The sequence below is a fragment of the Agromyces sp. NPDC058136 genome, from assembly GCF_042884375.1.
GTDB lineage: Bacteria > Actinomycetota > Actinomycetes > Actinomycetales > Microbacteriaceae > Agromyces.
The window spans coordinates 165,276-186,480 of record NZ_JBHVUA010000002.1; the positions used below are offsets into that span (position 1 = coordinate 165,276).

A 21,205-nucleotide genomic window follows, 5' to 3' on the forward strand; every position below is an offset into this window, starting at 1 on the left:
GGCCGGCTTCGCCGGGCGCTCCTCGACCCACCGCTCGACCACCAGTTCTTCGGCAAGGAGGCCGCATGCGCCGCACACTCGGCGTCAACACCTGGGTCTGGGCGTCGCCCCTCACCGACGACAACCTGCCCGAACTCGCCGCCAAGGCGGCCTCGCTCGGCTTCGAATCGATCGAACTTCCCGTCGAGAACGTCGGCGACTGGTCGGCGGATGCCGCGGCCGACGTGCTGGCCGAGCATCGCCTCGCACCGATCGTCATCGGCGCGATGGGCCCGGGCCGCAACCTCATCGCGGCCCCCGGCTCCGAGATCGTCGCCACCCAGAACTACCTCGTCCACTGCCTCGGCGTCGCCGAACGCCTCGGCTCGCCCGTCGTCGCCGGCCCGTTCACGGCCGCCACGGGCCGCGCCTGGCGCATGGACGCCACCGAGCGCGAGGAGCGCTACCGCGAGCTCCGGACGAGCCTCGCCCCCGTCGTCCGGCAGGCGGAGGCCCGTGGCATCCGCCTCGCCGTCGAACCCCTGAACCGCTACGAGACGAGTCTCGTGAACACGGTCGAGCAGGCCCTCGAGGCCCTCGGCCCGCTGCTCGGGCCGGGCCTCGGCCTCGCGCTCGACAGCTACCACCTGAACATCGAGGAGAAGTCGATCGGCGACGCCGTGCGCGCGGCGGGGGAGCACCTCGCATACGTGCAGGTCTGCGGCAACGACCGCGGCGCGGTGGGCGACGACCACCTCGACTGGCCGGCCTTCCTCGATGCGCTCGACGACGTCGGCTACGCCGGCGCGCTCGGCCTCGAGAGCTTCACCGGCGAGAACGCGACGATCGCGGTCGCCGCCTCCGTATGGCGCCCGCTCGCGAGCTCGCAGGACGAGCTCGCCGCCCGGAGCCTCCGCTACCTCACCGCGCTGCAGGACGAAAGGGAGTCAGCATGACCGCCGCAACCCACCCCGTCACCCTCTTCACCGGCCAGTGGGCCGACCTGCCGTTCGCCGAGGTCGCGCGCCTCGCCGCCGAGTGGGGGTACGACGGGCTCGAGATCGCCTGCTCGGGCGACCACCTCGACCTGAAGCTCGCCGAGGAGGAGCCCGGCTACCTCGCGGAGCGGCAGGAGATCCTGAAGCGGTACGGGCTCGGGGTCTTCGCGATCTCGAACCACCTCACGGGTCAGGCCGTGTGCGACGACCCCATCGACTTCCGGCACGAGGCGATCGTGCGCCCGTACACGTGGGGCGACGGCGACGCCGAGGGCGTGCGGCAGCGGGCCGCGGAGGACATGAAGCGGTCGGCTCGGGTCGCCCGCAAGCTCGGCGTCGACACCGTCGTCGGCTTCACGGGTTCGTCGATCTGGCCGTACGTGGCGATGTTCCCGCCCGTGCCGGCGTCCGTCATCGACGCCGGCTACGAGGACTTCGCGAACCGCTGGAACCCCATCCTCGACGTGTTCGACGCCGAGGGCGTGCGCTTCGCGCACGAGGTGCACCCGTCCGAGATCGCCTACGACTACTGGACGAGCGTGCGCACGCTCGAGGCGATCGACCGTCGCGCGGCGTTCGGCTTCAACTGGGACCCGTCGCACATGATGTGGCAGGGCATCGACCCGGTCGGATTCATCCAGGACTTCAAGGACCGTATCTACCACGTCGACTGCAAGGACACGCGGCTCCGCCCCGCCAACGGGCGTGCGGGCATCCTCGGCTCGCACCTCGCGTGGGGCGACCCGCGCCGCGGCTGGGACTTCGTCTCGACCGGCCACGGGGATGTCCCCTGGGAGGACGCATTCCGCGCGCTCGACGCGATCGGCTACACCGGCCCGATCTCGGTCGAGTGGGAGGACGCCGGCATGGACCGGCTGCACGGCGCGGCCGAGGCGGTCGGGTTCATCCGCTCGAAGCTGTTCCCGCGGCCGACCGCGTCGTTCGACGCGGCGTTCTCGAACCAGTAGGGGGCATCGTGTCGATCGAGCACACCGTCGTCTTCCGGCTCGTCCACGAGCCCGGTTCGGCCGCCGAGCGGGAGTTCTTCGCGACCGCGCGCGAGACCCTCACCGCGATCCCCGGCGTCACCGGGTTCGCGATCAGCCGACAGGTCAGCCCGAAGAGCGGGTTCACCCATCGCTTCGGCATGGTGTTCGCCGACCAGGCGGCGTACGACGCCTACAACGCGCACCCCGCGCACGTCGGCTTCGTCGAGGGCCGCTGGGTGCCCGAGGTCGCCGAGTTCCAGGAGTACGACTTCGAGGTGCTCTGAGCCTCAGCCGGCGACGCTCCAGTAGAAGACCTCGGTCTCGGGGTGATTCGGGTGGTCGTCGACCGAGCGGTCCCACGTGGCATCCGTGTGCCCGCCGTAGTAGACGTCGACCTCGCCCTCGTCGTTCTCGATGACGGCCGTGACGATCGCGGTGTGATCGCGGTCGCCCGAGGCATCCCAGTCGAACTGGACGATGTCGCCGGGCTTCACCTGCGCGCGCTGCGCGTCGCTCAGCGGCGTCGCCCGCTCGGGGTGCGCGGCGAGGTAGTCGCGGAACAGCGTCGACGAACGCCACGCGGGGGAGTGGGCGTAGGCGTCGCCGTCCTCCGAGTACCACCACTCCTCGTCGGGCAGCCAACCGCGTTCGATGAGCGACTGCGAGGTGAAGTTCACGCAGTCGTCGACGCCGAGCACGCCGTAGCGTTCGCTCTCGTCCGAGTCCCAGTGCTCGCGCACGTACTCGAGCTGGCGCAGCACGTCGGCGGGCAGTTCGGGGTCGAGCTCGAGCGCCGCCGCGTTCGGGTGGCTGCCGTCGCCGCCCTGCGTGCCCGGCCCGGTGGGGGCGTTCGCCGCGATGATCGCCGTGACGAGCGCGATCCCGCCCCACACGATGAGGCCGAGCACGACGACGAGCACGGCGCCGACGGCGATCCGGCGCCGCAGGTAGACCTCGCGGCCGGGCCGCGGCGCCGGGGCAGGCGCGGCGGGTCGGGGCGTCTCGGGCAGCCCGCCCTGCTCGGGCGCCTCGCCCTCTTCGCTCGGCTCGACCGGCTCGTCCGTTCCACTCACCTCATCTACCGTAGGCGCTCGTTCAGTCGGCGATGCTCCAGTACCAGACCTCGGCGCCCGGGTGGTACTCGCTGATCGACCAGTCGACGGAGCGGTCCCACGTGGCATCCGTGTGCCCCGCGTAGCGGATGTCGACCGAGCCGTCGTCGTTCACGATCACCGCGGTGACGATGCCGGTGTGGTCGCGGTCGCCCGACACGTCCCAGTCGAACTGCACGATGTCGCCGACCTTCACCTCGGCGCGCTGCGCGTCGCTCAGGGCGGTGGCCTTCTCGGGGTGCTCCTCGAGGTACTCCATGAACGCGGTCGAGGATCTCCACGCCGCCGAGCTCTCGTAGGCGTCGCCGACGGCGTACCACCAGTCCTCGTCCTCGTCCCAGCCGCGGGCGAGGAGCGACTGGCTGGCGAAGTCCATGCAGTCGTTCTCGTCGATGAACCCGAACTCGTCGCTCCACTCGCTCGACCAGTTCGCCTCGACGTACTCCATCTGCGCGGTCACGGGGTCGCTGAGCGAGGCCCAGTCGAGCTCGAGGCCGTCGGAATCGCCGTCGGCGGTCTCGTCGGCCGCGGCCACCGTGTCGTCGGCACCGCCGGCGCTCGGGGCGGACTCGGGCGTCGCCGCGACCCAGCCGAGGGCGACGGCGCCGGCGCCGAGGGCGAGCGCGGTCGTGAGGGCGGCCGTGACGAGCAGCGCCCGACGGCGCTTGGGGGCGGGGGAGGGGTGGTGCATCGCGACGACCTTAGTCAGGGTTGCTGAGAGGGTTGCTGAGAGGTGGGCGGGATGCCTCGCGCGGCCCGTCGCACGAGGCATCCCCTCGAAGCGGTCAGCGCTCGGTGACCGTGCCCGCCTTGATGTGCAGGCGGCGCTCGGCACGGCGGGCGACCGCCGAGTCGTGCGTGACGACGACGAGCGTGAGTCCGCGGTCGCGGCGGATCCCCTCGAGGATCTCGAGGATCTCGTCGCGGGTCTCCTCGTCGAGGGCGCCCGTCGGTTCGTCGGCGAGCAGCACCTCGGGCTCCTTCACGAGCGCGCGGGCGATCGCGACGCGCTGCTGCTGACCGCCCGACAGTTCGCCCGGCAGGTGACCCGCCCGGTCGGCGAGGCCGACCGAGGCGAGCGCCGCCGCCGCGCGCTGCGAACGCTCGGCGCCCGGCACGCCGAGCGGTTCGAGCGCCGTCTCGACGTTCTCCTGCGCGGTGAGCGTCGGGATGAGGTTGAAGTTCTGGAAGACGAAGCCGATCTCCTTCGCACGGATCCTCGCGAGCTTCGCGTCGGGCATCTTCGAGATCTCGTCGTCCCCGATGGAGAGCGTGCCCGAGGTGGGCCGGTCGAGCCCGCCGAGCATCTGCAGCAGCGTCGACTTGCCGCCGCCCGTCGGCCCCTGGATCGCGACGTGCTCGCCGGCGCGGATCGTGAGGTCGACGTTCTTCAGGGCGTGCACCGTGCGGTTGCCCTGCCGGTAGGTCTTCGTGAGTTTCGTGAGCGTGTACATGTGGTCCTCGTTCGTTCGCGGTTCGGATGCTTCGGTGCCGGTGCTGCTCAGCCGACGCTGCGCAGCGCCTCGGCGGGGCGGAGGCGCGCCGCACGCCAGCCGCCGATCGCACCGGCGAGGAGGCCGCCGAGCACGGCGATGCCGACGGCGATCGCGATCACCGAGACGGTGACGGGGGCGTTGAGGGCGACCTCGGTGGTGGCGGCCGCGGTCTGACCCATGGGGCCGAACGCGCGCCCGCCGGCCGCGGCGCCGGTCGCGCCGCTCGCGTCGCCGCCCGCCGCGCCGCCGGGGCCGCCGGCCATCTCGAACCCGCCGCCCGAGGCGCTGCCCGAGAGCGTCGGCGCGATGAGGTTGATGACGAAGATGCCGATGAGGCCGATCGCGATGCCCGCGGCGCCGCCGATGAGGCCCTGCACGAGCGACTCGCCGGCGACCTGCCCGACGACGCGTCGGTTCGACCAGCCGATCGCCTTCAGCGTGCCGAACTCGCGGGTGCGTCGGGTGACGCCCGAGATCGTGAAGAGGATCGCGATGAGGAACGCCGCGACGAGCACCGCGAGGGAGAGCCACAGGCCGAGGTTCGACACGAGGCTCGACGCCGTCGCGAGCGAACCCGAGACGCTCGAGGCGAGGTCCTCCTGGGTCGAAACGGTCGCGTCGGGCAGGGCGGCTTCGAGGTCGGCCTGGATCTGCGCGATGTCGGTCGACGACGCGGCCTGCACGTACACGTTCGAGAGCATGCCCTCCTCGCCCGAGAGGGCCTGGGCGACGTCGAGGGGGATGTAGACGTTCGCCGCGCTCGCCGAGTCGGCGGCGTTCGAGGTGACGGTGCCGACGATCTCGAACACGGTGCCGCCGATGTCGAGCGTGCCGCCGACGGCGAGTTCGGCGCTCGTGGCGTAGTCGGCGTCGAGCACGGCGACGTTCCGACCGGTGTCGTCCTCGTCGAGCGCGCGGCCGTCGGCGAGCGACACGGCCGAGAGCGGGCCGATCGCGTCGGCGGCGGGGTCGAGGCCGAGCACGCTGAACGAGTCGACATCGAAGGCGCTGCCCCCCGCGCCGTCCGGCCCGCCCTGCGGGGGAGCGGCCTGGGCGTCGGTGCCGGTACCCGCGTCGGTGCCGGGCGCGGTGGCCCCGTCGCCCCGCATCTGGCTGAAGTCGGGCATCTCGCCGTTGAAGGTCGTGTTCGTGAGCGAGAGGGTGCCCGAGGCGGCGGCCACGTTCTCGACGCCGAGGACGGTGTCGAGGGTCGACTCGTCGAAGGTGCTCGAGCCGAATCCGGCCGAGAGCCGCGACTGGCTGATCTCGGTGGTGCCGTCGGCCGTGGTGCCGGCGTCCGCCCCGAACTCGAAGCGGGGTCCGCCGCCCTCGCCCTCGCCGGGTGGAGCGGGCGACTGGGCGACGGTGATGTCGGTGCCGACGCCGTACACCGATTCGAGCACGGAGGCCTGCGCGGCCTTCACGCCCGAGGCGACGGAGTTGACGATGATGACGAGGGCGATCGCGAGCGCCATGCCGATGGCGATGATCGCCGTCTGCCTGCGGCGGCCGGCGAGTTCGCGCCGGAGGTACGTGAAGAACATGGGAGTCCTCGGGGTCGAAGGAGTCGGGTGGGCGGCGCCCTGCGGCGTCGACCGCGACGTTAGGCACGCGGGCTGTGGCCGGCCCATGGCGGGGCTATGACGCGGCTATGCCCGGTGCGGCGGAGGCGCGTGGCATCCGCACATGAAAGCCATAGGAAACCCATAGCGCGGTGCGGATACTGGAATCATGACCACGACTCCCGCCGCAGCGCCGAACCGTGCCCCCGCGATCGCCAAGGGCGACGGCTCGATGGTGCGGGTGCTCGTCGTCGATGACGAGCACTCGCTCACGGAACTGCTGAAGATGGCCCTGAAGTACGAGGGCTGGGACGTCCGCACGGCCGCCGACGGCATGTCGGCCGTGAAGATCGCCCGCGAGTTCCGCCCCGACGCGATCGTGCTCGACATCATGCTCCCCGACTTCGACGGACTCGAGGTGCTGCAGCGCGTGCGCGCCGAAGGCACCGAGACGCCCGTGCTCTTCCTCACCGCGAAGGACTCGCTCGACGACCGCATCGCGGGGCTCACTGCCGGCGGCGACGACTACGTCACGAAGCCGTTCAGCCTCGAGGAGGTCGTGGCGCGGCTCCGCGGGCTCATCCGCCGGTCGACGCTCACCCTCGCGCAGTCGAAGGACCCGGTGCTCGCCGTCGGCGACCTCACCCTCGACGAGGACAGCTACGAGGTCGCCCGCGGCGGCGAGCTCATCGAGCTGACCGCGACCGAGTTCGAGTTGCTGCGCTTCCTCATGCGCAACCCCCGCAGGGTGCTCTCGAAGGCGCAGATCCTCGACCGGGTGTGGTCGTACGACTTCGGCGGCAAGGAGTCGGTCGTCGAGCTCTACATCTCGTACCTCCGCAAGAAGATCGATGCCGGTCGCGAGCCGATGATCCACACGGTGCGCGGCGCCGGCTACATGATCAAGGCCGCCGGATGACGAAGCCGGGCGACCCGGGGCACGCCGCCGCGTCGCGCGAGGCGCGCACGGCGACGGGCGCGGTCGCGACGGGTTCGCTCGCGACGACCGGGCACGATGCGGGCGGTGCGGATGCCACGCGCCGCGGCCGCCCGTGGACCCTCCGCCGCCGGCTCCTCGTCATCGTCGCGTCGCTGCTCGTCGCCGTGAGCGCCGTCGTCGGTGTGGTGAGCGTCGCGGTGTTCCACAGCTCCTCGGTCGCGCGACTCGACGCGAACCTCGATTCGACGATCTCGCGCGCGAACCTCGCGATCTCGGGCCAGCCGCCCGGGTTCCCCGGCGACCCCTCTGCGGCGCCCTCGCTCGTGCTCAACATCCCCGGCCAGGAGGCGGGCACCCTCGCCGCCCTGGTCCCCGCCGACGGCGAGACACGGGCCGGCTACATCACCGAGGGCGGCCGGGTGCTCGACCTGCCCGCCGAGCTCGCCGACGTGCTCGCCCACGTGCCGACCGACGGCGAACCCCACTCGATCCGGGTCGGCGAGCTCGGCGACTACCGCGCGCTCGCCCTCGAGCAGACCGAGTGGAACGGCGTGCGGATCGTGCTGGCGCTGCCGCTCGCCGAAGTGAACGCCGACAGCTCGCAACTCGCGCTGACCATCACGATCGTCGCGCTCGCGGGTCTCGTCATCGCCCTCGGGCTCGGCACGATCATCGTCGCCCGCGCTCTCAGCCCGCTCGAACGCGTGACCGAGACCGCGCAGCGCGTCTCCGAGCTGCCGCTCGACCGGGGCGACGTCGCGCTCGCCGAACGGGTCGACGTCGCCGACGACGGCACCGAGGTCGGCCGGCTCGGCTCGGCGTTCAACCGCATGCTCGGGCACGTGGCATCCGCCCTCACCGCCCGCGAGGAGAGCGAGCAGAAGGTGCGCCGCTTCGTGGCCGACGCCTCGCACGAACTGCGCACCCCGCTCGCCTCGATCCGCGGCTACGCCGAGCTCACGCGCCTGCACGGCGGGCAGCTGCCCGACGACGTCGTGCACGCACTCGGCCGCATCGAGTCCGAGTCGGTGCGCATGACCGAGCTCGTGGAGGACCTGCTGCTCCTCGCCCGCCTCGACGAGGGGCGCGAACTCGTGCACTCCCGCGTCGATCTGCGCACGATCGTGGTCGACGCGGTCGGCGACGCGCAGGCCGCCGGCCCCGACCACGAGTGGTCGGTCGACGCGCCCGACGGCGCCGTCGAGGTGCTCGGCGACGACGCCAGGCTGCGCCAGGTGCTCACGAACCTGCTCGGGAACGCGCGCGTGCACACGCCCGCCGGCACCGAGGTCACCGCGAAGCTGCGGGTGCGCGGCGACCGGGCACGGCTCGAGGTCGTCGACGACGGCCCCGGCATCGACGAGACCGTGCGCGCGACGATGTTCGAACGATTCGCACGCGGGGATGCCTCGCGCTCGCGCCGCGCCGGATCGACCGGTCTCGGCCTCGCCATCGTGCGCGCCGTCGTCGAGGCCCACCACGGCACGGTCGAGGTCGAGAGCCGCCCCGGCCGCACGGTCTTCACCGTCGAGCTGCCGCTCGCCGCGGCCGCAGCGCCCGCACCGGCGCCGACGTCGGCCGCCGCGGGCGCCGAGTAGGCAGCGGCGCGGGCGCCTGCCCGCGGTTCGACACCGGTTCGCCCGCCCGCGGTTCGACACCGGTTCGCCCGCCCACGCCTCACACTTCTCAGGATGAGCGGGTCGATGCCCTCGAATGGGGCGCCATCGGGGCGCTCGTCCTGAATACGGCGGTGCAGGTTCGGCGCCTCGGGCACGCGCTCGGAGAGTGGGCGACTCCGCGGGCGTCTGGCGTGTCGCGCTCGCGCGCCCGTAGCGTGTGGAGCAGTCACGGGGCGGTGGCTCCGCGTCGACGCGCGGGTGGTGGCCTCCGCCTCGGCTGGAGCGAAGGAGCATCCGCATGATCAGAGCGGTACCTACCACCGCAGGACGGCGACGCGAACGACGCGTCGCCGTCGCTTTCGCCGCCGCACTCGCCTGCGCGGGCGTCGCCGTCGCGGGCCCGGCGTACGCGAGCCCCGACCCCGCCGAGCCGGTCTTCGTCGACGGTCTCTCGCAGGCCGTCTTCACGAAGAACTCGGCCGAGTGGGTCAACGAGGAGGCGTGGGTCGAGAGCGAGGTCGACTCCGACCGCGACGGAATGCCCGATCTCGTGCACATCGACGTGAGCCGGGTGCCCGAGACCGAGACGACGGGCCTCCAGGTGCCGGTGCTCATGGAGCTGAGCCCCTACTACGCCGGTGGTTCGCAGGTCACGAACTGGTCGGTCGACCACGAGATCGGCGACCCGCCGAGCGAGAAGGAGCCGTGGCCCGCCTACGTGCCGGGCAACCGCACGAGCCCGACGATCTCGCGTTCGCTCGAGAACACGTGGGTGCCGCGGGGCTACGCGGTCGTGCACGCCGAGGGCTTCGGCAGCGGCTGGTCGGAGGGCTGCCCGACCTCGGGCGGTGCGAACGAGTCGCTCGCGGGCAAGGCCGTCGTCGACTGGCTCAACGGCCGGGCGACCGCGTACACGAGCCCCGAGCGCACCACCGAGGTCACCGCCGACTGGACGACCGGGCGCGTCGGCATGATCGGCACCTCGTACAACGGCACCCTGCCGATCGGGGTCGCCTCGACGGGGGTCGAGGGCCTCGAGGCGATCGTGCCGGTGTCGGCGATCTCGAACTGGTACGACTACTACCGGGCGAACGGCGCCGTGCGCGCGCCGGGCGGCTACCAGGGCGAAGACCTCGACGTCCTCGCCGACTACGTCTACACCCGGTTCGACCAGGAGATCTGCCAGCCGATCATCGACGAGCTGCGGGCGAACCAGGACCGCGTCACCGGTGACGAGAGCGCCTTCTGGGCGGAGCGCGACTACCTCGCGAACGCCGACCGCATCGAGGCCGCGACGCTCGTCGCACACGGCCTCAACGACTGGAACGTCATGACGAAGAACGCCGCCGACCTCTACGAGGCGCTCAAGGCGAACGACGTGCCGCACCAGATCTACCTGCACCAGGGCGGCCACGGCGGCAACCCGAACGACACCCTGCTGAACCGTTGGTTCACGCGCTACCTCTACGACGTCGAGAACGGGGTCGAGGCGCTGCCGAAGGCGTACGTCGTGCGCGAGGACCGCACCCTCACCGAGTACGCCGAGTGGCCCGACCCCGCGATGTCGGAGGTCAAGCTGAAGCTCGGCGGCGCAGGCCAGGCCGACGGGGTGGGCACGCTCGCGGTCTCGCGCTCGGGCATCAAGGCGAACGAAGACCTGGTGGATGACGCGAGCCTCCTCGCCGCGGACCTCGCCGCCGCGGCGTCGTCGCCGAACCGGCTCGCCTACCGCACCGAGGTGCTCGGCGAATCGATGCGCCTCTCGGGCACGCCGTCGGTGTCGCTGCGCCTCTCGGTCGACCGGCCGAAGGCGAACCTCACGGCACTCCTCGTCGAGTACCCGACGACCGGGGCGCCGAAGATCATCACCCGCGGGTGGATGGACGTCGAGAACCGGAACTCCGCTGCGGTGACCGACCCGATCACGCCCGGCCGCGCGTACGACTTCGCGTTCGAGCTCGAGCCCAAGGACTACGTGTTCGCTGCGGGCTCGCAGATCGGCCTCGTGGTGCTCTCGAGCGACCACGAGTACACGGTGCGACCGGCGCCCGGCACGACGCTGACGCTCGACCCGTCGAAGTCGACGGTGCACCTGCCGCTCGTCGGCGGCATGGGGGCGCTGCAGCAGTCGCTGCACGCCGGCTGACCCCGGCGACCACTCCGCTGGTCGAGGAGCGCCGGCGCGCAGCGACGACGCGTCTCGAGACCCGTCGCCAGGTCTCGAGACGCGTCCGACTGCGTCGGGCGTTCCTCGACCACCGGTGGGCGCTGCTCGACCGCCGCTCGGCGGGCTACGCCTCCGCGAGCCCGCCGAGCATCTCGGCGAAGAGTTCGAGCTCGCCGACCGAGCGTTCGCGGAGCACCGCGTGCAGGCGCGACTGGTTGCGCGCCCGCACCGCGGTGATGCGTTCGACGGCGAGGGGCGTCGGCAGGATCACGCGCACCCGCCCGTCGCGCTCGTCGGGGCGGCTCTCGACGAGCCCGACCTCCTCGAGCATGCGGATCTGCCGGCTCACGACGCTCTTGTCCATGTCGAAGAGCTCGGTGAGGACGTGCGCGTTCGTCGAGCCGAGCCGCACCACTGTCGCGAGCAGCTTGTACCCGGCAGGGTTCAGCTCGGGGTGGATCTGCTGCGCCGCCTCCTTCCACACCGTGCGGGCGCGGCCGAACACGAAGGAGAGCTGCTCCTCCACGTGGGCGATCGCCTCGTCGACAGTGGGTTCGACGGCGGGGGCGGTGGGCTCGGTCACGACGCTCATGCTACTTGCGGGCTCCTGAGGCCTCGGCCCCTGCCTCGAGGTCGGATGCCTCGTCGCGGCGGCCGCTCGTGGCATCCGACCCGTCGACGAGCTGGATCGAGGAGGTGACCGGCGCAGCGATCTCGGCCTCGGCGAGGTCGATCGCGACCTGCTCGGCCTCTTCGGCCAGGCTCTGCGCGGCGTTCTTCGTCGACAGCGGCTTGTTCGGCAGGAACGCGATCGCGATCAGGCTGACGACCGCGAGCGGCACGGCGATCCAGAAGACGTCGGCGATGCCCTGGCCGTACGAGCCCTCGACGATGACGCGGATCGTGTCGGGCAGCTCGGAGACCTTCGGCAGGCTGCCGCTCGCGAGCGACTGCAGCGCCTCGCCCTCCTCGGGCGAGGTGGGGGTGAACTTCGAGAGCCCGTCGGTGATGTGCGCCGTCACCTGGGTGGCGAGCACCGAGCCCATGATCGTCACGCCGATGGTGCCGGCGATCGAGCGGAAGAAGTTCACGTTCGAGCTCGCCGCACCGAGCTGCGAGGCGGGGGTGTCGTTCTGCACGATGAGGGTGAGGTTCTGCATGACCATGCCGAGACCGGCGCCGAGCACGAACATGTAGACCGACACGAGGGTGAAGTCGGTGTCGTAGTGGAGCGTCGTCATGAGGCTCACGCCGGCGAGCGCCAGCGCGGAGCCGAGGAGCATCCACCCCTTCCACTTGCCGAAGCGGCTAACGAGCGCGCCGACGCCGATCGAGGCGCCCATCTGGCCGACGATCATCGGGATCGTCATGAGGCCCGACTCGGTCGGGGTCGCGCCGCGCGCGAGCTGGAAGTACTGCGCGAGGAACACGCTCGTCGCGAACATCGCCACGCCGATCGAGATCGAGGCGATGACCGAGAGGGTGAAGGTGCGGTTCGTGAAGAGGCTCATCGGCACGATCGGCTCCTCGACGAGGAACTCGGTGACGATGAAGCCGATGATCGCGGCGGCCGAGACGCCGATGATCGCGAAGCTCTCGAGCGAGTTCCACTCGAACTGGTTGCCGCCCATCGACACCCAGATGAGGAGGAGCGAGACGCCGACGGTGAGGAGGATCGCGCCGAGGTAGTCGATCTTCACGCGCTCGCGGTTCGGCTTCGGGAGGTGGAGCGTCCGCTGGATGAGGATGATCGCGAGGACGGCGAAGGGCACGCCGATGAAGAAGTTCGCGCGCCAGCCGAAGGCGTCGGTGATGACGCCGCCGAGCAGCGGCCCGCCGATCGTGGCGAGCGCCATGATGCCGCCGACGACGCCCATGTACTTACCGCGCTCGCGCGGCGAGATGATGAGGGCGACGGCGATCATCACGAGCGACATGAGGCCGCCGGCGCCGAGGCCCTGCACGACGCGCACGGCGATGAGCATGCCGGTCGACTGCGAGAAGCCGGCGACGACGGTGCCGACGACGAAGAGGCCGAGCGCGATCTGCAGCAGCATCTTGCGGTCGAGGAGGTCGGCGAGCTTGCCCCAGATCGGGGTGGAGACCGCGGTCGCGAGGAGGCTCGCGGTGATGACCCAGGTGTAGGCGGACTGGTCGCCGCCGAGGTCGGCGATGATGACGGGCATCGAGGTCGACACGACCGTGCCCGAGAGCACGGCGACGAACATGCCCATGATGAGGCCCGAGAGGGCGGTGAAGACCTGGCGAGGCGTACGTGTCGTCTCGAGGTCGTTCGGAAGCGTGGAGGTCACAGAGGTTCCTTGCATAAGTAGTTGATCGACGTCAACTATAGAGAAAGTCGTTGCATTCGTCAACTGTCGACGTCTGTCAACTATTCCCTCGATGCGCGCCGGAGTTCGGACGCGGCGCGGATTTGGCGGAGCGCGTGGCATCCGTTACTCTTGACGGAGCCGAAGACCGCTGGTTGTCGTGCGCGCCTCGTGAAAGCGAAGCGAATGCGACCGAAGTCTTGCGAAAGCAAGGGCCCGCGCAGGTGTGACGAAGACTTTCCGGGTGATCCGGGCCGAGCTCCGCGCAACTGCGCCGGAGCTTTTTTCTTTCTCCCCATTGCTTCCAGCGCTCCAGGCCGTGCATCGCCTCCGCGATGCACGTTGAATTCACAAGGAGTGGCCATGGCGAACAAGGAAGCCTCGGTTGCCGAACTCACGAACCTGTTCGAGAGCTCCGCTGCCGTTCTGCTGACCGAATACCGCGGCCTGACGGTTGCCCAGCTCAAGCAGCTGCGCAACAGCATCCGTCAGGACGCGAGCTACGCCGTGGTGAAGAACACGCTGACCAAGATCGCCGCGAACAACGCGGGGATCACGACGCTGGACGCCGACCTCAACGGTCCGTCCGCCGTCGCCTTCGTGCATGGTGACTTCGTCGCCACCGCCAAGGCCGTGCGTGACTTCGCCAAGGCGAACCCGAATCTTGTGATCAAGGGCGGCGTCTTCGAGGGCAAGACCCTCGACGCCGACGAGGTCAACAAGTACGCCTCGCTCGAGAGCCGTGAGGTTCTGCTTGCGAAGGCAGCGGGCATGATGAAGGCGACGATGGGCAAGGCTGCCGCCACCATCGACGCGCTTCGCGAAAAGCTGGAGACCGCCGAGGCCGCGTAAGCGCCCGACGGACTCGTTCTACAAACCCCACCTATTAGGAGAAACATCATGGCGAAGCTCACCACCGAAGAGCTGCTCGAGCAGTTCGCTGGTCTCACGCTTGTCGAGCTCAGCGAGTTCGTGAAGGCGTTCGAGGAGAAGTTCGAAGTCACCGCGGCCGCCCCGGTCGCCGTTGCCGGCGCTGCCGGTGGCGCGGGTGCCGAAGAGGTCGAGGAGAAGGACTCCTTCGACGTCATCCTCGAGGCTGCCGGCGACAAGAAGATCCAGGTCATCAAGGTCGTCCGCGAGCTCACCTCGCTCGGCCTCGGCGAGGCCAAGGCCGTCGTCGACGGTGCTCCCAAGGCCGTCCTCGAGGGCGCCAACAAGGAGACCGCGGACAAGGCGAAGGAGGCCCTCGAGGCCGCCGGCGCCACCGTCACCCTCAAGTAATCCCGTGCGCCGGTTCCCGGCGCTCGCGGCTTGAGGTGACCTGCGTCACCAAGCACACGGATGCCCCGTGGTCGTTCATCGGCCACGGGGCATCCGTCGTCTCGGGGCATCCCTCGTCCTCTCGGGCGGACCCTGCTTGCATAGCCATGCTATATAGTTGGGCTATGCAAACCTCCGAACTGATCGGCGACCTCGTCGCGGTCAACCATCGGCTCACGCGCCTCGCCGCCTCCGCGACCGACAACACCGAGTCGCCCGCCGTCTGGCGCACCCTCAGCGTGCTGCGCGACCTCGGCCCCATGCGCCTCGGCGAGCTCGCCCGCGTCAGCCGGGTCAGCCAGCCCACCATGACGAAGCTCGTGCACGCCCTCGACGAGCGCGGCTGGGTGCGCCGCATCGCCGACGAGCACGACGCCCGCGCCTGGCTCATCTCCGCCGACCCCCGCGGTCTCGCCGCGCTCACCGCCTGGCGCGACGAGCTCGCGGGCGCCATGGCGCCCTACTTCGACGACCTCACGGGCGACGAGCGCGAGACGCTCGCCCGCGCCGTCGCGATCGTGCGCTCCCGCATGGAGCGCGCCGACGACGCCGCCCGCACGGGAGCGATCGCGTGAGCGCGAAGGCCGGCCACGCGGCATCCGCTTCGATCCTGCGACAGCCGAAAGCCGTCTGGGCCGTCGCGTTCGCCTGCGTGATCGCATTCATGGGCATCGGGCTCGTCGACCCGATCCTGCCCGCGATCGCCGAGAGCCTCGAGGCGACGCCCACCGAGACCGAGATGCTCTTCACGAGCTACCTGCTCATCACCGGGCTCGCGATGCTCGTCACGAGCTGGTTGTCCAGCCGCATCGGGGCGAAGAAGACGCTGCTCATCGGGCTCGCCCTCATCGTCGTGTTCGCGGCGGCCGCGGGGCTCTCGCAGAACGTCGAGTCGATCATCGGGTTCCGCGCGGGTTGGGGGCTCGGCAACGCGCTCTTCATCTCGACGGCACTCGCGACGATCGTCGGCGCCGCGTCGGGCGGCACGGCGTCGGCGATCATCCTCTACGAGGCGGCCCTCGGGCTCGGCATCGCGATCGGGCCGCTGCTCGGCGGGCTGCTCGGTCACGTCAGCTGGCGCGGGCCGTTCTTCGGAACCGCGGTGCTCATGGCGATCGGGTTCATCGCGATCGTCGTCTTCCTGCGAGACGATGTGGATGCCTCGGGCGGCATGCGTCCCGAACCCACGCGGCTGTCGGCGCCGCTGCGCGCACTGCGACAGCCCGCGCTCGCGGTGCTCGCGGCCGCCGCGCTGTTCTACAACATCGGCTTCTTCGTGCTGCTCGCGTACTCGCCGTTCCCGCTCGGCTTCGACGCGCTCGGCCTCGGGTTCACCTTCTTCGGCTGGGGTCTCGCGCTCGCGATCACCTCGGTGTTCGTCGCGCCGCTGCTGACGGCGCGGATGCCGCGCACCCGTGTTCTGCAGATCGCACTGCCCCTGCTCTCGCTTGACCTGGTCGCTGCGGGGCTCTTCATCGACACCCCCGCGGCGCTCGTCGCGTGCATCGTGGTCGGCGGGCTCGTGCTCGGCGTGCTCAACACGGTGCTCACCGAGTGCGTGATGGAGGCCACCGACCTGCAGCGCTCGGTCGCGTCGAGCGCCTACTCGGCCGTGCGGTTCCTCGGCGGGGCGATCGCCCCGCCCGCCGCGGCCGAACTCGCGCACCTCATCTCGCCCGACGCCCCGTACTACGCCGCGGCGATCTCGGTCGCGCTCGCGCTCGTGATCGTCGTCGCGGGGCACCGTGCGCTGCGCCGGGTCGATCGGGTCGAGGAGGAGCCCGAGGCATCCCTCACGGAGGCGGAGGCGATCACCGTGGGCGACGCCGCCTGAGGCCGCGCCGCGTCATGCCTCGCCGTCGACGGCGATCCGCCGGCGCCGGATCGAGTGGGCGGAGATGAACCTTCGCGGCGACAAATGGGTGCATATCCGCCCACTCGATCTGCGGTGGGCGGTCGGCGTCAGGCGCGGGGCGGCGCCGTGGTGCTCGAGCGGACGACCAGGCGAGTCGGCAGCGGAGCGCCCGAATCGGGCAGCGGGTCGGCGACCTCGCCCGCGTCGAGCAGGCGCAGAACGGCCTCGACGGCGAGGCGGCCCTGCTCGCCGGGCGACTGCTCGACCGTCGTGAGGCCGAACATCTCGGCGTACTCGTGCCCGTCGACGCCGATGACCGAGAGGTCGCCCGGCACCGCGATGCCGAGCCGCTCGGCGGCGATCATCGCGCCGAACGCCATCTCGTCGGACGCCGCGAACAGTGCCGTCGGCCGGGGGCCGGGTCGTCCGAGGAGCTGCAACGCACCGGTGCATCCGGCGGGCATCGTCGTGTCGGCCTCGACGACGTGCCCATCGCCGGGGGCGAGCCCGTTGGACGCGAGGGCGTCGAGGTAGCCGCGGAGCCGCTCGCCCTGCACGCTGCCGGGGCTCGTCGCGGCGTCGGGGCCGGCGAGATGGGCGATGCGCGTGTGGCCGAGCGCGAGCAGGTGCTCGGTGGCGAGCGTGCCGACGGCGTGATCGTCGATCGCGAGCCGGGCGTCGACCGCGCCGCGCCCGCCGAGGCAGACGAGCGGCTTGCCGCTGCCGGCGAGCCCTGCGGCCTCGTGCTCGGCGAGGTCGACGCCGACCGCGATGACCGCGTCGACGCGCTTGCGCGCGAGGAAGAACCCGAAGACGCGCTCGCGTTCGGGGCCGTCGTCGCCGACGTTGTAGAGGGTGAGGTCGTACCCCGCCGCGAGCAGGGCGCGTTCGATGCCCTCGAGCACCTCGCCGAAGAACCACCGGTTCACGATCGGGATGACGACGCCGACGTTCTTGGTGCGGCCGGTCACGAGGCTCGCGGCCGCGGGCGAGGCGATGTAGCCGATCTCGGATGCCGCGGCCTCGACCCGCCTGCGGGTCTCGTCGGCGACGTGGCCGGCCCCCGAGAGCGCGCGCGACGCGGTCGCCTTCGACACGCCCGCGAGGCGTGCGACGTCACCGATCGCCGGCATCCGCAACCCCCTCCGTCGGGCAGTACCGGTGATGAGCATATAGCGTCGGAGCGCACCGCGCTGGAACCGTTTCCGGAGCAGATCCGGGCAGCGGCGGCCACGTGGCATCCGACCTAGATGGGAGCGCTCTCAGCCCGAATTCGCAGCACCCGCCATCGCGTCGCCGACGGAGACGCATTCGTGACCATGGCCCCCTTGCCGACGCTGGCACGGCTGGCCTAGCGTGGTGACTGGAACCGGTCTCGGCTCCGCCCTGCACCACACTCAATGAGGAGAAGACATGAGATTCACACGGCATCGCCGTCTGATGGTCCCCGTCGTGGTGGCCGCAGCGGTCGGGCTCACGCTCACGGCTTGCACGGGCGACGTCGCGAACGACGAAGCGGCCGACGTCGACTGCGGGCCCTACGAGAGCTACGGCACCTTCGACGACGGCACCGAGGTCGACGTCTACGGCACCATCCTCGATCCCGAGGCCGAACTGCTGAACCAGTCGTGGGCCGACTTCGAGAGCTGCACCGGCATCGACATCGTCTACGAGGGCAGCGACCAGTACGAGGAGCAGCTCAACGTGCGCATCGAGGGCGGCAACCCGCCCGACCTCGGCATCACGCCGCAGCCCGGTCTCATCGCCCGCCTCGCCGAACAGGGCGACCTCCTCCCGGCTCCGCAGTCGGTCGCCGACAACGTGGCCGAGTACTGGTCGGAGGACTGGGCGGCGTACGGCACCGTCGACGGCACGCTCTACGGCGCACCCCTCATGGCGAACATCAAGGGCTGGATCTGGTATTCGCCGACGCTGTTCGAGGAGAACGGCTGGGCGGTCCCCGAGACGCTCGACGAGCTCGAGACGCTGACCGCTGACATCGCCGCTTCGGGCGCGGTCGACAAGCCCTGGTGCGTCGGTTTCGCCTCGGGCGCGGCGACCGGTTGGCCCGGCACCGACTGGGTGGAGGACTTCGTGCTCCGCCAGCAGGGCGCCGACGTCTACGACCAGTGGACCACGCACGAGATCCCGTTCAACGACCCCAAGATCGCTGAGGCGTTCGACTCGGTCGGTGTGTACCTCCGTGACGACGCCAACGTGAACGGCGGCCTCGGCGACGTGCGCTCGATCGCGACGACCGACTTCGGCGACGCGGGCCTGCCCATCATGGACAACGCGTGCGCGATGCACCACCAGGCCTCGTTCTACGAGGGCTTCTGGCCCGAGGGCACCACGGTCGCCGAAGACGGCGACGTGTGGGCGTTCATGCTCCCGGGCACCGAGGCCGGCGCCAACGCGGTCACGGGCGGTGGCGAGATCGTCGCGGCGTTCGCCGACACCGACGAGGTCGTCGCCGTGCAGACCTTCCTGTCGAGCCCCGAGTGGGCGAACTCGCGGGTCAGCCTCGGCGGCGTGATCAGCGCGAACACGGGGCTCGACCCCGAGAACGCGGGCAGCGAGATCCTGAAGGCCTCGGTCGAACTCCTCCAGGACCCGAACACCACCTTCCGCTTCGACGGCTCCGACGTGATGCCGGCCGCGGTGGGCTCGGGCTCCTTCTGGACGGGCATGGTCGACTGGGTCGGCGGTAAGAGCACTGCCGACACGCTCGACTTCATCGAGGCCAGCTGGCCGCAGTGACGGAAGCCTCGGGGCCGCGCCGCGCGCGGCCCCGAGGTCTCCCGACCCCACCCTGCCGCGCGGTGCGCCCGCTCGTCTGATTCTCCCTGCGATCGGAGGCCCCCGACGTGACCACAGCCGACCTCATCGGCAAGATCTTCCAGATCCTTCTCGGGCTCGCGATCTTCGCGGCCGTCATCGGACTGATCCTGTTCCTCATCGACCGGGCGCCCAAGCGCGGTCGCGACTGGTACCAGCTCGTCCTGTTCCTCGCCCCCGCGTGCCTGCTGCTCGCGGTCGGCCTGCTCTATCCGGCGGTGCGCACGGCGTTCACCTCGTTCACGAACCGCGCCGGCGAGTTCATCGGCTTCGACAACTACGTGTGGATGTTCACGCAGCCCGAGGCGTTGCTGACGCTCGGCAACACCGTGCTCTGGGTGGTGCTCGTGCCGACGCTCGCGACCGGCATCGGCCTCGCCTACGCCGTGTTCATCGACCGCTCGCGCGGCGAACGCGTCTACAAGTCGCTCGTGTTCATGCCCGTCGCGATCTCCTTCGTCGGCGCCGGCATCATCTGGAAGTTCATCTACGAGTACCGGCCGTCGAGCCGCCCGCAGATCGGACTGCTCAACCAGGTCGTGATCTGGTTCGGCGGCGAGCCGGTGCTGTGGCTCCAGGAGCCGTTCGTCAACACCCTGCTGCTCATCGTCGTGATGATCTGGGTGCAGACCGGCTTCGCGGTGGTGGTGCTCTCGGCGTCGATCAAGGGCATTCCGGCCGAGCAGCTCGAGGCGGCCGAGCTCGACGGTGCGACGAACTGGCAGCGGTTCCGCAATGTGACGCTGCCCGGCATCCGCGGCGGACTCGTCGTCGTGGTCACGACGATCACGATCGCGACGCTCAAGGTCTTCGACATCGTGCGCGTCATGACGGGCGGCAATTTCAACACGAGCGTGATCGCCAACGAGATGTACACGCAGGCGTTCCGGGCGGCCGAGCCGGGCCGCGGCGCCGCGCTCGCGCTCGTGCTGTTCCTCCTCGTGGTGCCGGTCGTCGTCTACAACATCCGCGTGTACCGCAAGCAGAAGGAGATCCGATGAGCCAGACCACCGGATCGACCGACAAGGCGACCGCGAAGGAGCTCGCGGCCGCCGCCCGCCGCGGCTACAACCTCGACGGCACGAAGGCGACGCGGGTGAAGCGCCGGCTGACCTCGCGCCCCGCGACGGTGTTCGCCATTCTCATCACCGTGCTGTGGACGCTGCCCACCTTCGGCCTGCTCGTCTCCTCGTTCCGCCCGGCGGAGCTCATCAACACGACCGGCTGGTGGACGGTCTTCGAGAACTGGGGCTGGACGCTCGACAACTACAGCGAGGTGCTGCTGTCGGCGTCGTCGAGCGCGCCGCAGCTCGGCTCGTACTTCGTGAACTCGCTCGCGATCACGATCCCCGTCGTGGTGTTCGCGACGGTGCTGGCCGCGATGGCGGCGTACGCGCTCGCGTGGATCAAGTTCCCGTTCGCGGAGTGGGTGTTCATCATCATCTTCGCGCTCCAGATCGTGCCGCTGCAGATGGCCCTCATCCCGCTGCTGCAGATCTTCACCTCGACGCTGAAGCCCGCGCAGGAGTGGATCCACGACCTCGTCCCGATCATCCCCGATGAGACCTACGTGCAGGTGTGGATCGCGCACACCATCTTCGGCCTGCCGCTCGCGATCTTCCTGCTGCACAACTTCATCTCCGAGATCCCGCGCGAGCTCATGGAGGCGGCCCGCGTCGACGGCGCCACGCACGGGCAGATCTTCCTCCGCATCGTCGTGCCGCTCTCGGTGCCGATCCTCGCCTCCTTCGCGATCTTCCAGTTCCTCTGGGTGTGGAACGACCTGCTCGTCGCGCTCGTGTTCTCCGGCGGCACGGCCGACGTCGCCCCGCTCACGCAGCGGCTCGCCGAGCTCGCGGGGCAGCGCGGGCAGACCTGGCAGCGCCTCACGGCCGCGGCCTTCATCTCGCTCATCGTGCCGCTCATCGTCTTCTTCAGCCTGCAGCGCTACTTCGTACGCGGCCTGCTCGCCGGTTCGTCGAAGGGCTGAGCGCCGAACG

The 21,205-nt window shown here is 70.6% G+C and carries 20 protein-coding genes; 13 read left to right on the plus strand and 7 right to left on the minus strand.

The window, feature by feature from the left end; all coding sequences use genetic code 11:
- Window positions 1–65 precede the first annotated feature (65 nt).
- Genes ACFVTX_RS07110 through ACFVTX_RS07120 form a run of 3 tightly spaced genes read left to right on the plus strand, consistent with a single transcriptional unit; the run spans window position 66 to window position 2,250 of the window.
- A complete protein-coding gene (locus tag ACFVTX_RS07110) occupies window positions 66–935 on the plus strand; it encodes a sugar phosphate isomerase/epimerase family protein (protein ID WP_386898887.1) in 870 nt (289 codons plus the stop codon).
- Complete coding sequence (locus ACFVTX_RS07115) at window positions 932–1,945, plus strand: sugar phosphate isomerase/epimerase family protein (RefSeq protein ID WP_386898888.1); 1,014 nt, start codon at window positions 932–934, stop codon at window positions 1,943–1,945. Before ACFVTX_RS07110 ends, ACFVTX_RS07115 begins: the two co-directional genes overlap by 4 nt.
- An 8-nt stretch (window positions 1,946–1,953) precedes the next feature.
- Window positions 1,954–2,250: a Dabb family protein gene (locus ACFVTX_RS07120; RefSeq protein ID WP_386898889.1), complete on the plus strand. Its 297-nt coding sequence runs from the start codon at window positions 1,954–1,956 to the stop codon at window positions 2,248–2,250.
- A gap of 3 nt (window positions 2,251–2,253) precedes the next feature.
- On the opposite strand, the gene ACFVTX_RS07125 is transcribed toward ACFVTX_RS07120, so the two are convergent.
- From ACFVTX_RS07125 to ACFVTX_RS07140, 4 genes are all read right to left on the minus strand, one after another.
- Complete coding sequence (locus tag ACFVTX_RS07125; RefSeq protein WP_386898890.1) at window positions 2,254–3,039, minus strand: amidase domain-containing protein; 786 nt, start codon at window positions 3,037–3,039, stop codon at window positions 2,254–2,256.
- 22 nt (window positions 3,040–3,061) lie between these two features.
- On the minus strand, window positions 3,062–3,769 hold the full coding sequence (locus tag ACFVTX_RS07130; protein ID WP_386898891.1) for an amidase domain-containing protein: 708 nt from the start codon (window positions 3,767–3,769) through the stop codon (window positions 3,062–3,064).
- Window positions 3,770–3,863: 94 nt separating this feature from the next.
- The gene (locus tag ACFVTX_RS07135; protein WP_386898892.1) at window positions 3,864–4,532 is read right to left on the minus strand and encodes an ABC transporter ATP-binding protein; all 669 of its coding nucleotides are present in this window, start codon (window positions 4,530–4,532) and stop codon (window positions 3,864–3,866) included.
- 47 nt (window positions 4,533–4,579) lie between these two features.
- Window positions 4,580–6,118 carry an ABC transporter permease gene (locus ACFVTX_RS07140; RefSeq protein WP_386898893.1) on the minus strand — a complete coding sequence of 513 codons (1,539 nt, stop codon included), beginning with the start codon at window positions 6,116–6,118 and terminating at the stop codon, window positions 4,580–4,582.
- 187 nt (window positions 6,119–6,305) lie between these two features.
- Here ACFVTX_RS07140 and ACFVTX_RS07145 point away from each other — a divergent pair, with 187 nt between their 5' ends.
- The 3 genes from ACFVTX_RS07145 to ACFVTX_RS07155 all read left to right on the plus strand — a co-directional run bounded on the left by ACFVTX_RS07145 (window position 6,306) and on the right by ACFVTX_RS07155 (window position 10,841).
- A complete protein-coding gene (locus ACFVTX_RS07145) occupies window positions 6,306–7,055 on the plus strand; it encodes a response regulator transcription factor (RefSeq protein WP_386898894.1) in 750 nt (249 codons plus the stop codon).
- Window positions 7,052–8,674, plus strand: coding sequence for a sensor histidine kinase (locus ACFVTX_RS07150; RefSeq protein ID WP_386898895.1), 1,623 nt, complete (start codon window positions 7,052–7,054; stop codon window positions 8,672–8,674). Before ACFVTX_RS07145 ends, ACFVTX_RS07150 begins: the two co-directional genes overlap by 4 nt.
- Window positions 8,675–8,993: 319 nt before the next feature.
- On the plus strand, window positions 8,994–10,841 hold the full coding sequence (locus ACFVTX_RS07155; protein ID WP_386898896.1) for a Xaa-Pro dipeptidyl-peptidase: 1,848 nt from the start codon (window positions 8,994–8,996) through the stop codon (window positions 10,839–10,841).
- A gap of 145 nt (window positions 10,842–10,986) precedes the next feature.
- Here the strand turns inward: ACFVTX_RS07155 and ACFVTX_RS07160 are convergent, their stop codons facing one another.
- On the minus strand, window positions 10,987–11,445 hold the full coding sequence (locus ACFVTX_RS07160) for a MarR family winged helix-turn-helix transcriptional regulator (protein WP_386898897.1): 459 nt from the start codon (window positions 11,443–11,445) through the stop codon (window positions 10,987–10,989).
- A 10-nt stretch (window positions 11,446–11,455) separates the two neighbouring features.
- On the minus strand, window positions 11,456–13,189 hold the full coding sequence (locus tag ACFVTX_RS07165) for an MDR family MFS transporter (RefSeq protein WP_386898898.1): 1,734 nt from the start codon (window positions 13,187–13,189) through the stop codon (window positions 11,456–11,458).
- A 366-nt stretch (window positions 13,190–13,555) separates the two neighbouring features.
- On the opposite strand from ACFVTX_RS07165, the gene rplJ reads away from it, so the two are divergent.
- The 4 genes from rplJ to ACFVTX_RS07185 all read left to right on the plus strand — a co-directional run bounded on the left by rplJ (window position 13,556) and on the right by ACFVTX_RS07185 (window position 16,346).
- The gene (rplJ, locus tag ACFVTX_RS07170; protein WP_386898899.1) at window positions 13,556–14,044 is read left to right on the plus strand and encodes a 50S ribosomal protein L10; all 489 of its coding nucleotides are present in this window, start codon (window positions 13,556–13,558) and stop codon (window positions 14,042–14,044) included.
- Between the two features lie 48 nt (window positions 14,045–14,092).
- Window positions 14,093–14,473, plus strand: a complete 381-nt coding sequence (rplL, locus tag ACFVTX_RS07175) for a 50S ribosomal protein L7/L12 (RefSeq protein ID WP_386898900.1) — start codon at window positions 14,093–14,095, stop codon at window positions 14,471–14,473.
- Window positions 14,474–14,637: 164 nt separating this feature from the next.
- Window positions 14,638–15,087, plus strand: a complete 450-nt coding sequence (locus ACFVTX_RS07180; protein WP_386898901.1) for a MarR family winged helix-turn-helix transcriptional regulator — start codon at window positions 14,638–14,640, stop codon at window positions 15,085–15,087.
- Window positions 15,084–16,346, plus strand: coding sequence for an MFS transporter (locus ACFVTX_RS07185; protein WP_386898902.1), 1,263 nt, complete (start codon window positions 15,084–15,086; stop codon window positions 16,344–16,346). Before ACFVTX_RS07180 ends, ACFVTX_RS07185 begins: the two co-directional genes overlap by 4 nt.
- Before the next feature lie 128 nt (window positions 16,347–16,474).
- On the opposite strand, the gene ACFVTX_RS07190 is transcribed toward ACFVTX_RS07185, so the two are convergent.
- Window positions 16,475–17,500, minus strand: coding sequence for a LacI family DNA-binding transcriptional regulator (locus ACFVTX_RS07190; protein WP_386898903.1), 1,026 nt, complete (start codon window positions 17,498–17,500; stop codon window positions 16,475–16,477).
- A gap of 280 nt (window positions 17,501–17,780) precedes the next feature.
- Here ACFVTX_RS07190 and ACFVTX_RS07195 point away from each other — a divergent pair, with 280 nt between their 5' ends.
- From ACFVTX_RS07195 to ACFVTX_RS07205, 3 genes are all read left to right on the plus strand, one after another.
- Window positions 17,781–19,127 (plus strand): ABC transporter substrate-binding protein, encoded by a 1,347-nt coding sequence (locus ACFVTX_RS07195; RefSeq protein ID WP_386898904.1) that lies wholly within the window; start codon window positions 17,781–17,783, stop codon window positions 19,125–19,127.
- Between the two features lie 107 nt (window positions 19,128–19,234).
- Window positions 19,235–20,206, plus strand: coding sequence for a carbohydrate ABC transporter permease (locus tag ACFVTX_RS07200; RefSeq protein ID WP_386898905.1), 972 nt, complete (start codon window positions 19,235–19,237; stop codon window positions 20,204–20,206).
- Window positions 20,203–21,195 (plus strand): carbohydrate ABC transporter permease, encoded by a 993-nt coding sequence (locus tag ACFVTX_RS07205; RefSeq protein ID WP_386898906.1) that lies wholly within the window; start codon window positions 20,203–20,205, stop codon window positions 21,193–21,195. Before ACFVTX_RS07200 ends, ACFVTX_RS07205 begins: the two co-directional genes overlap by 4 nt.
- Window positions 21,196–21,205 lie beyond the last annotated feature (10 nt).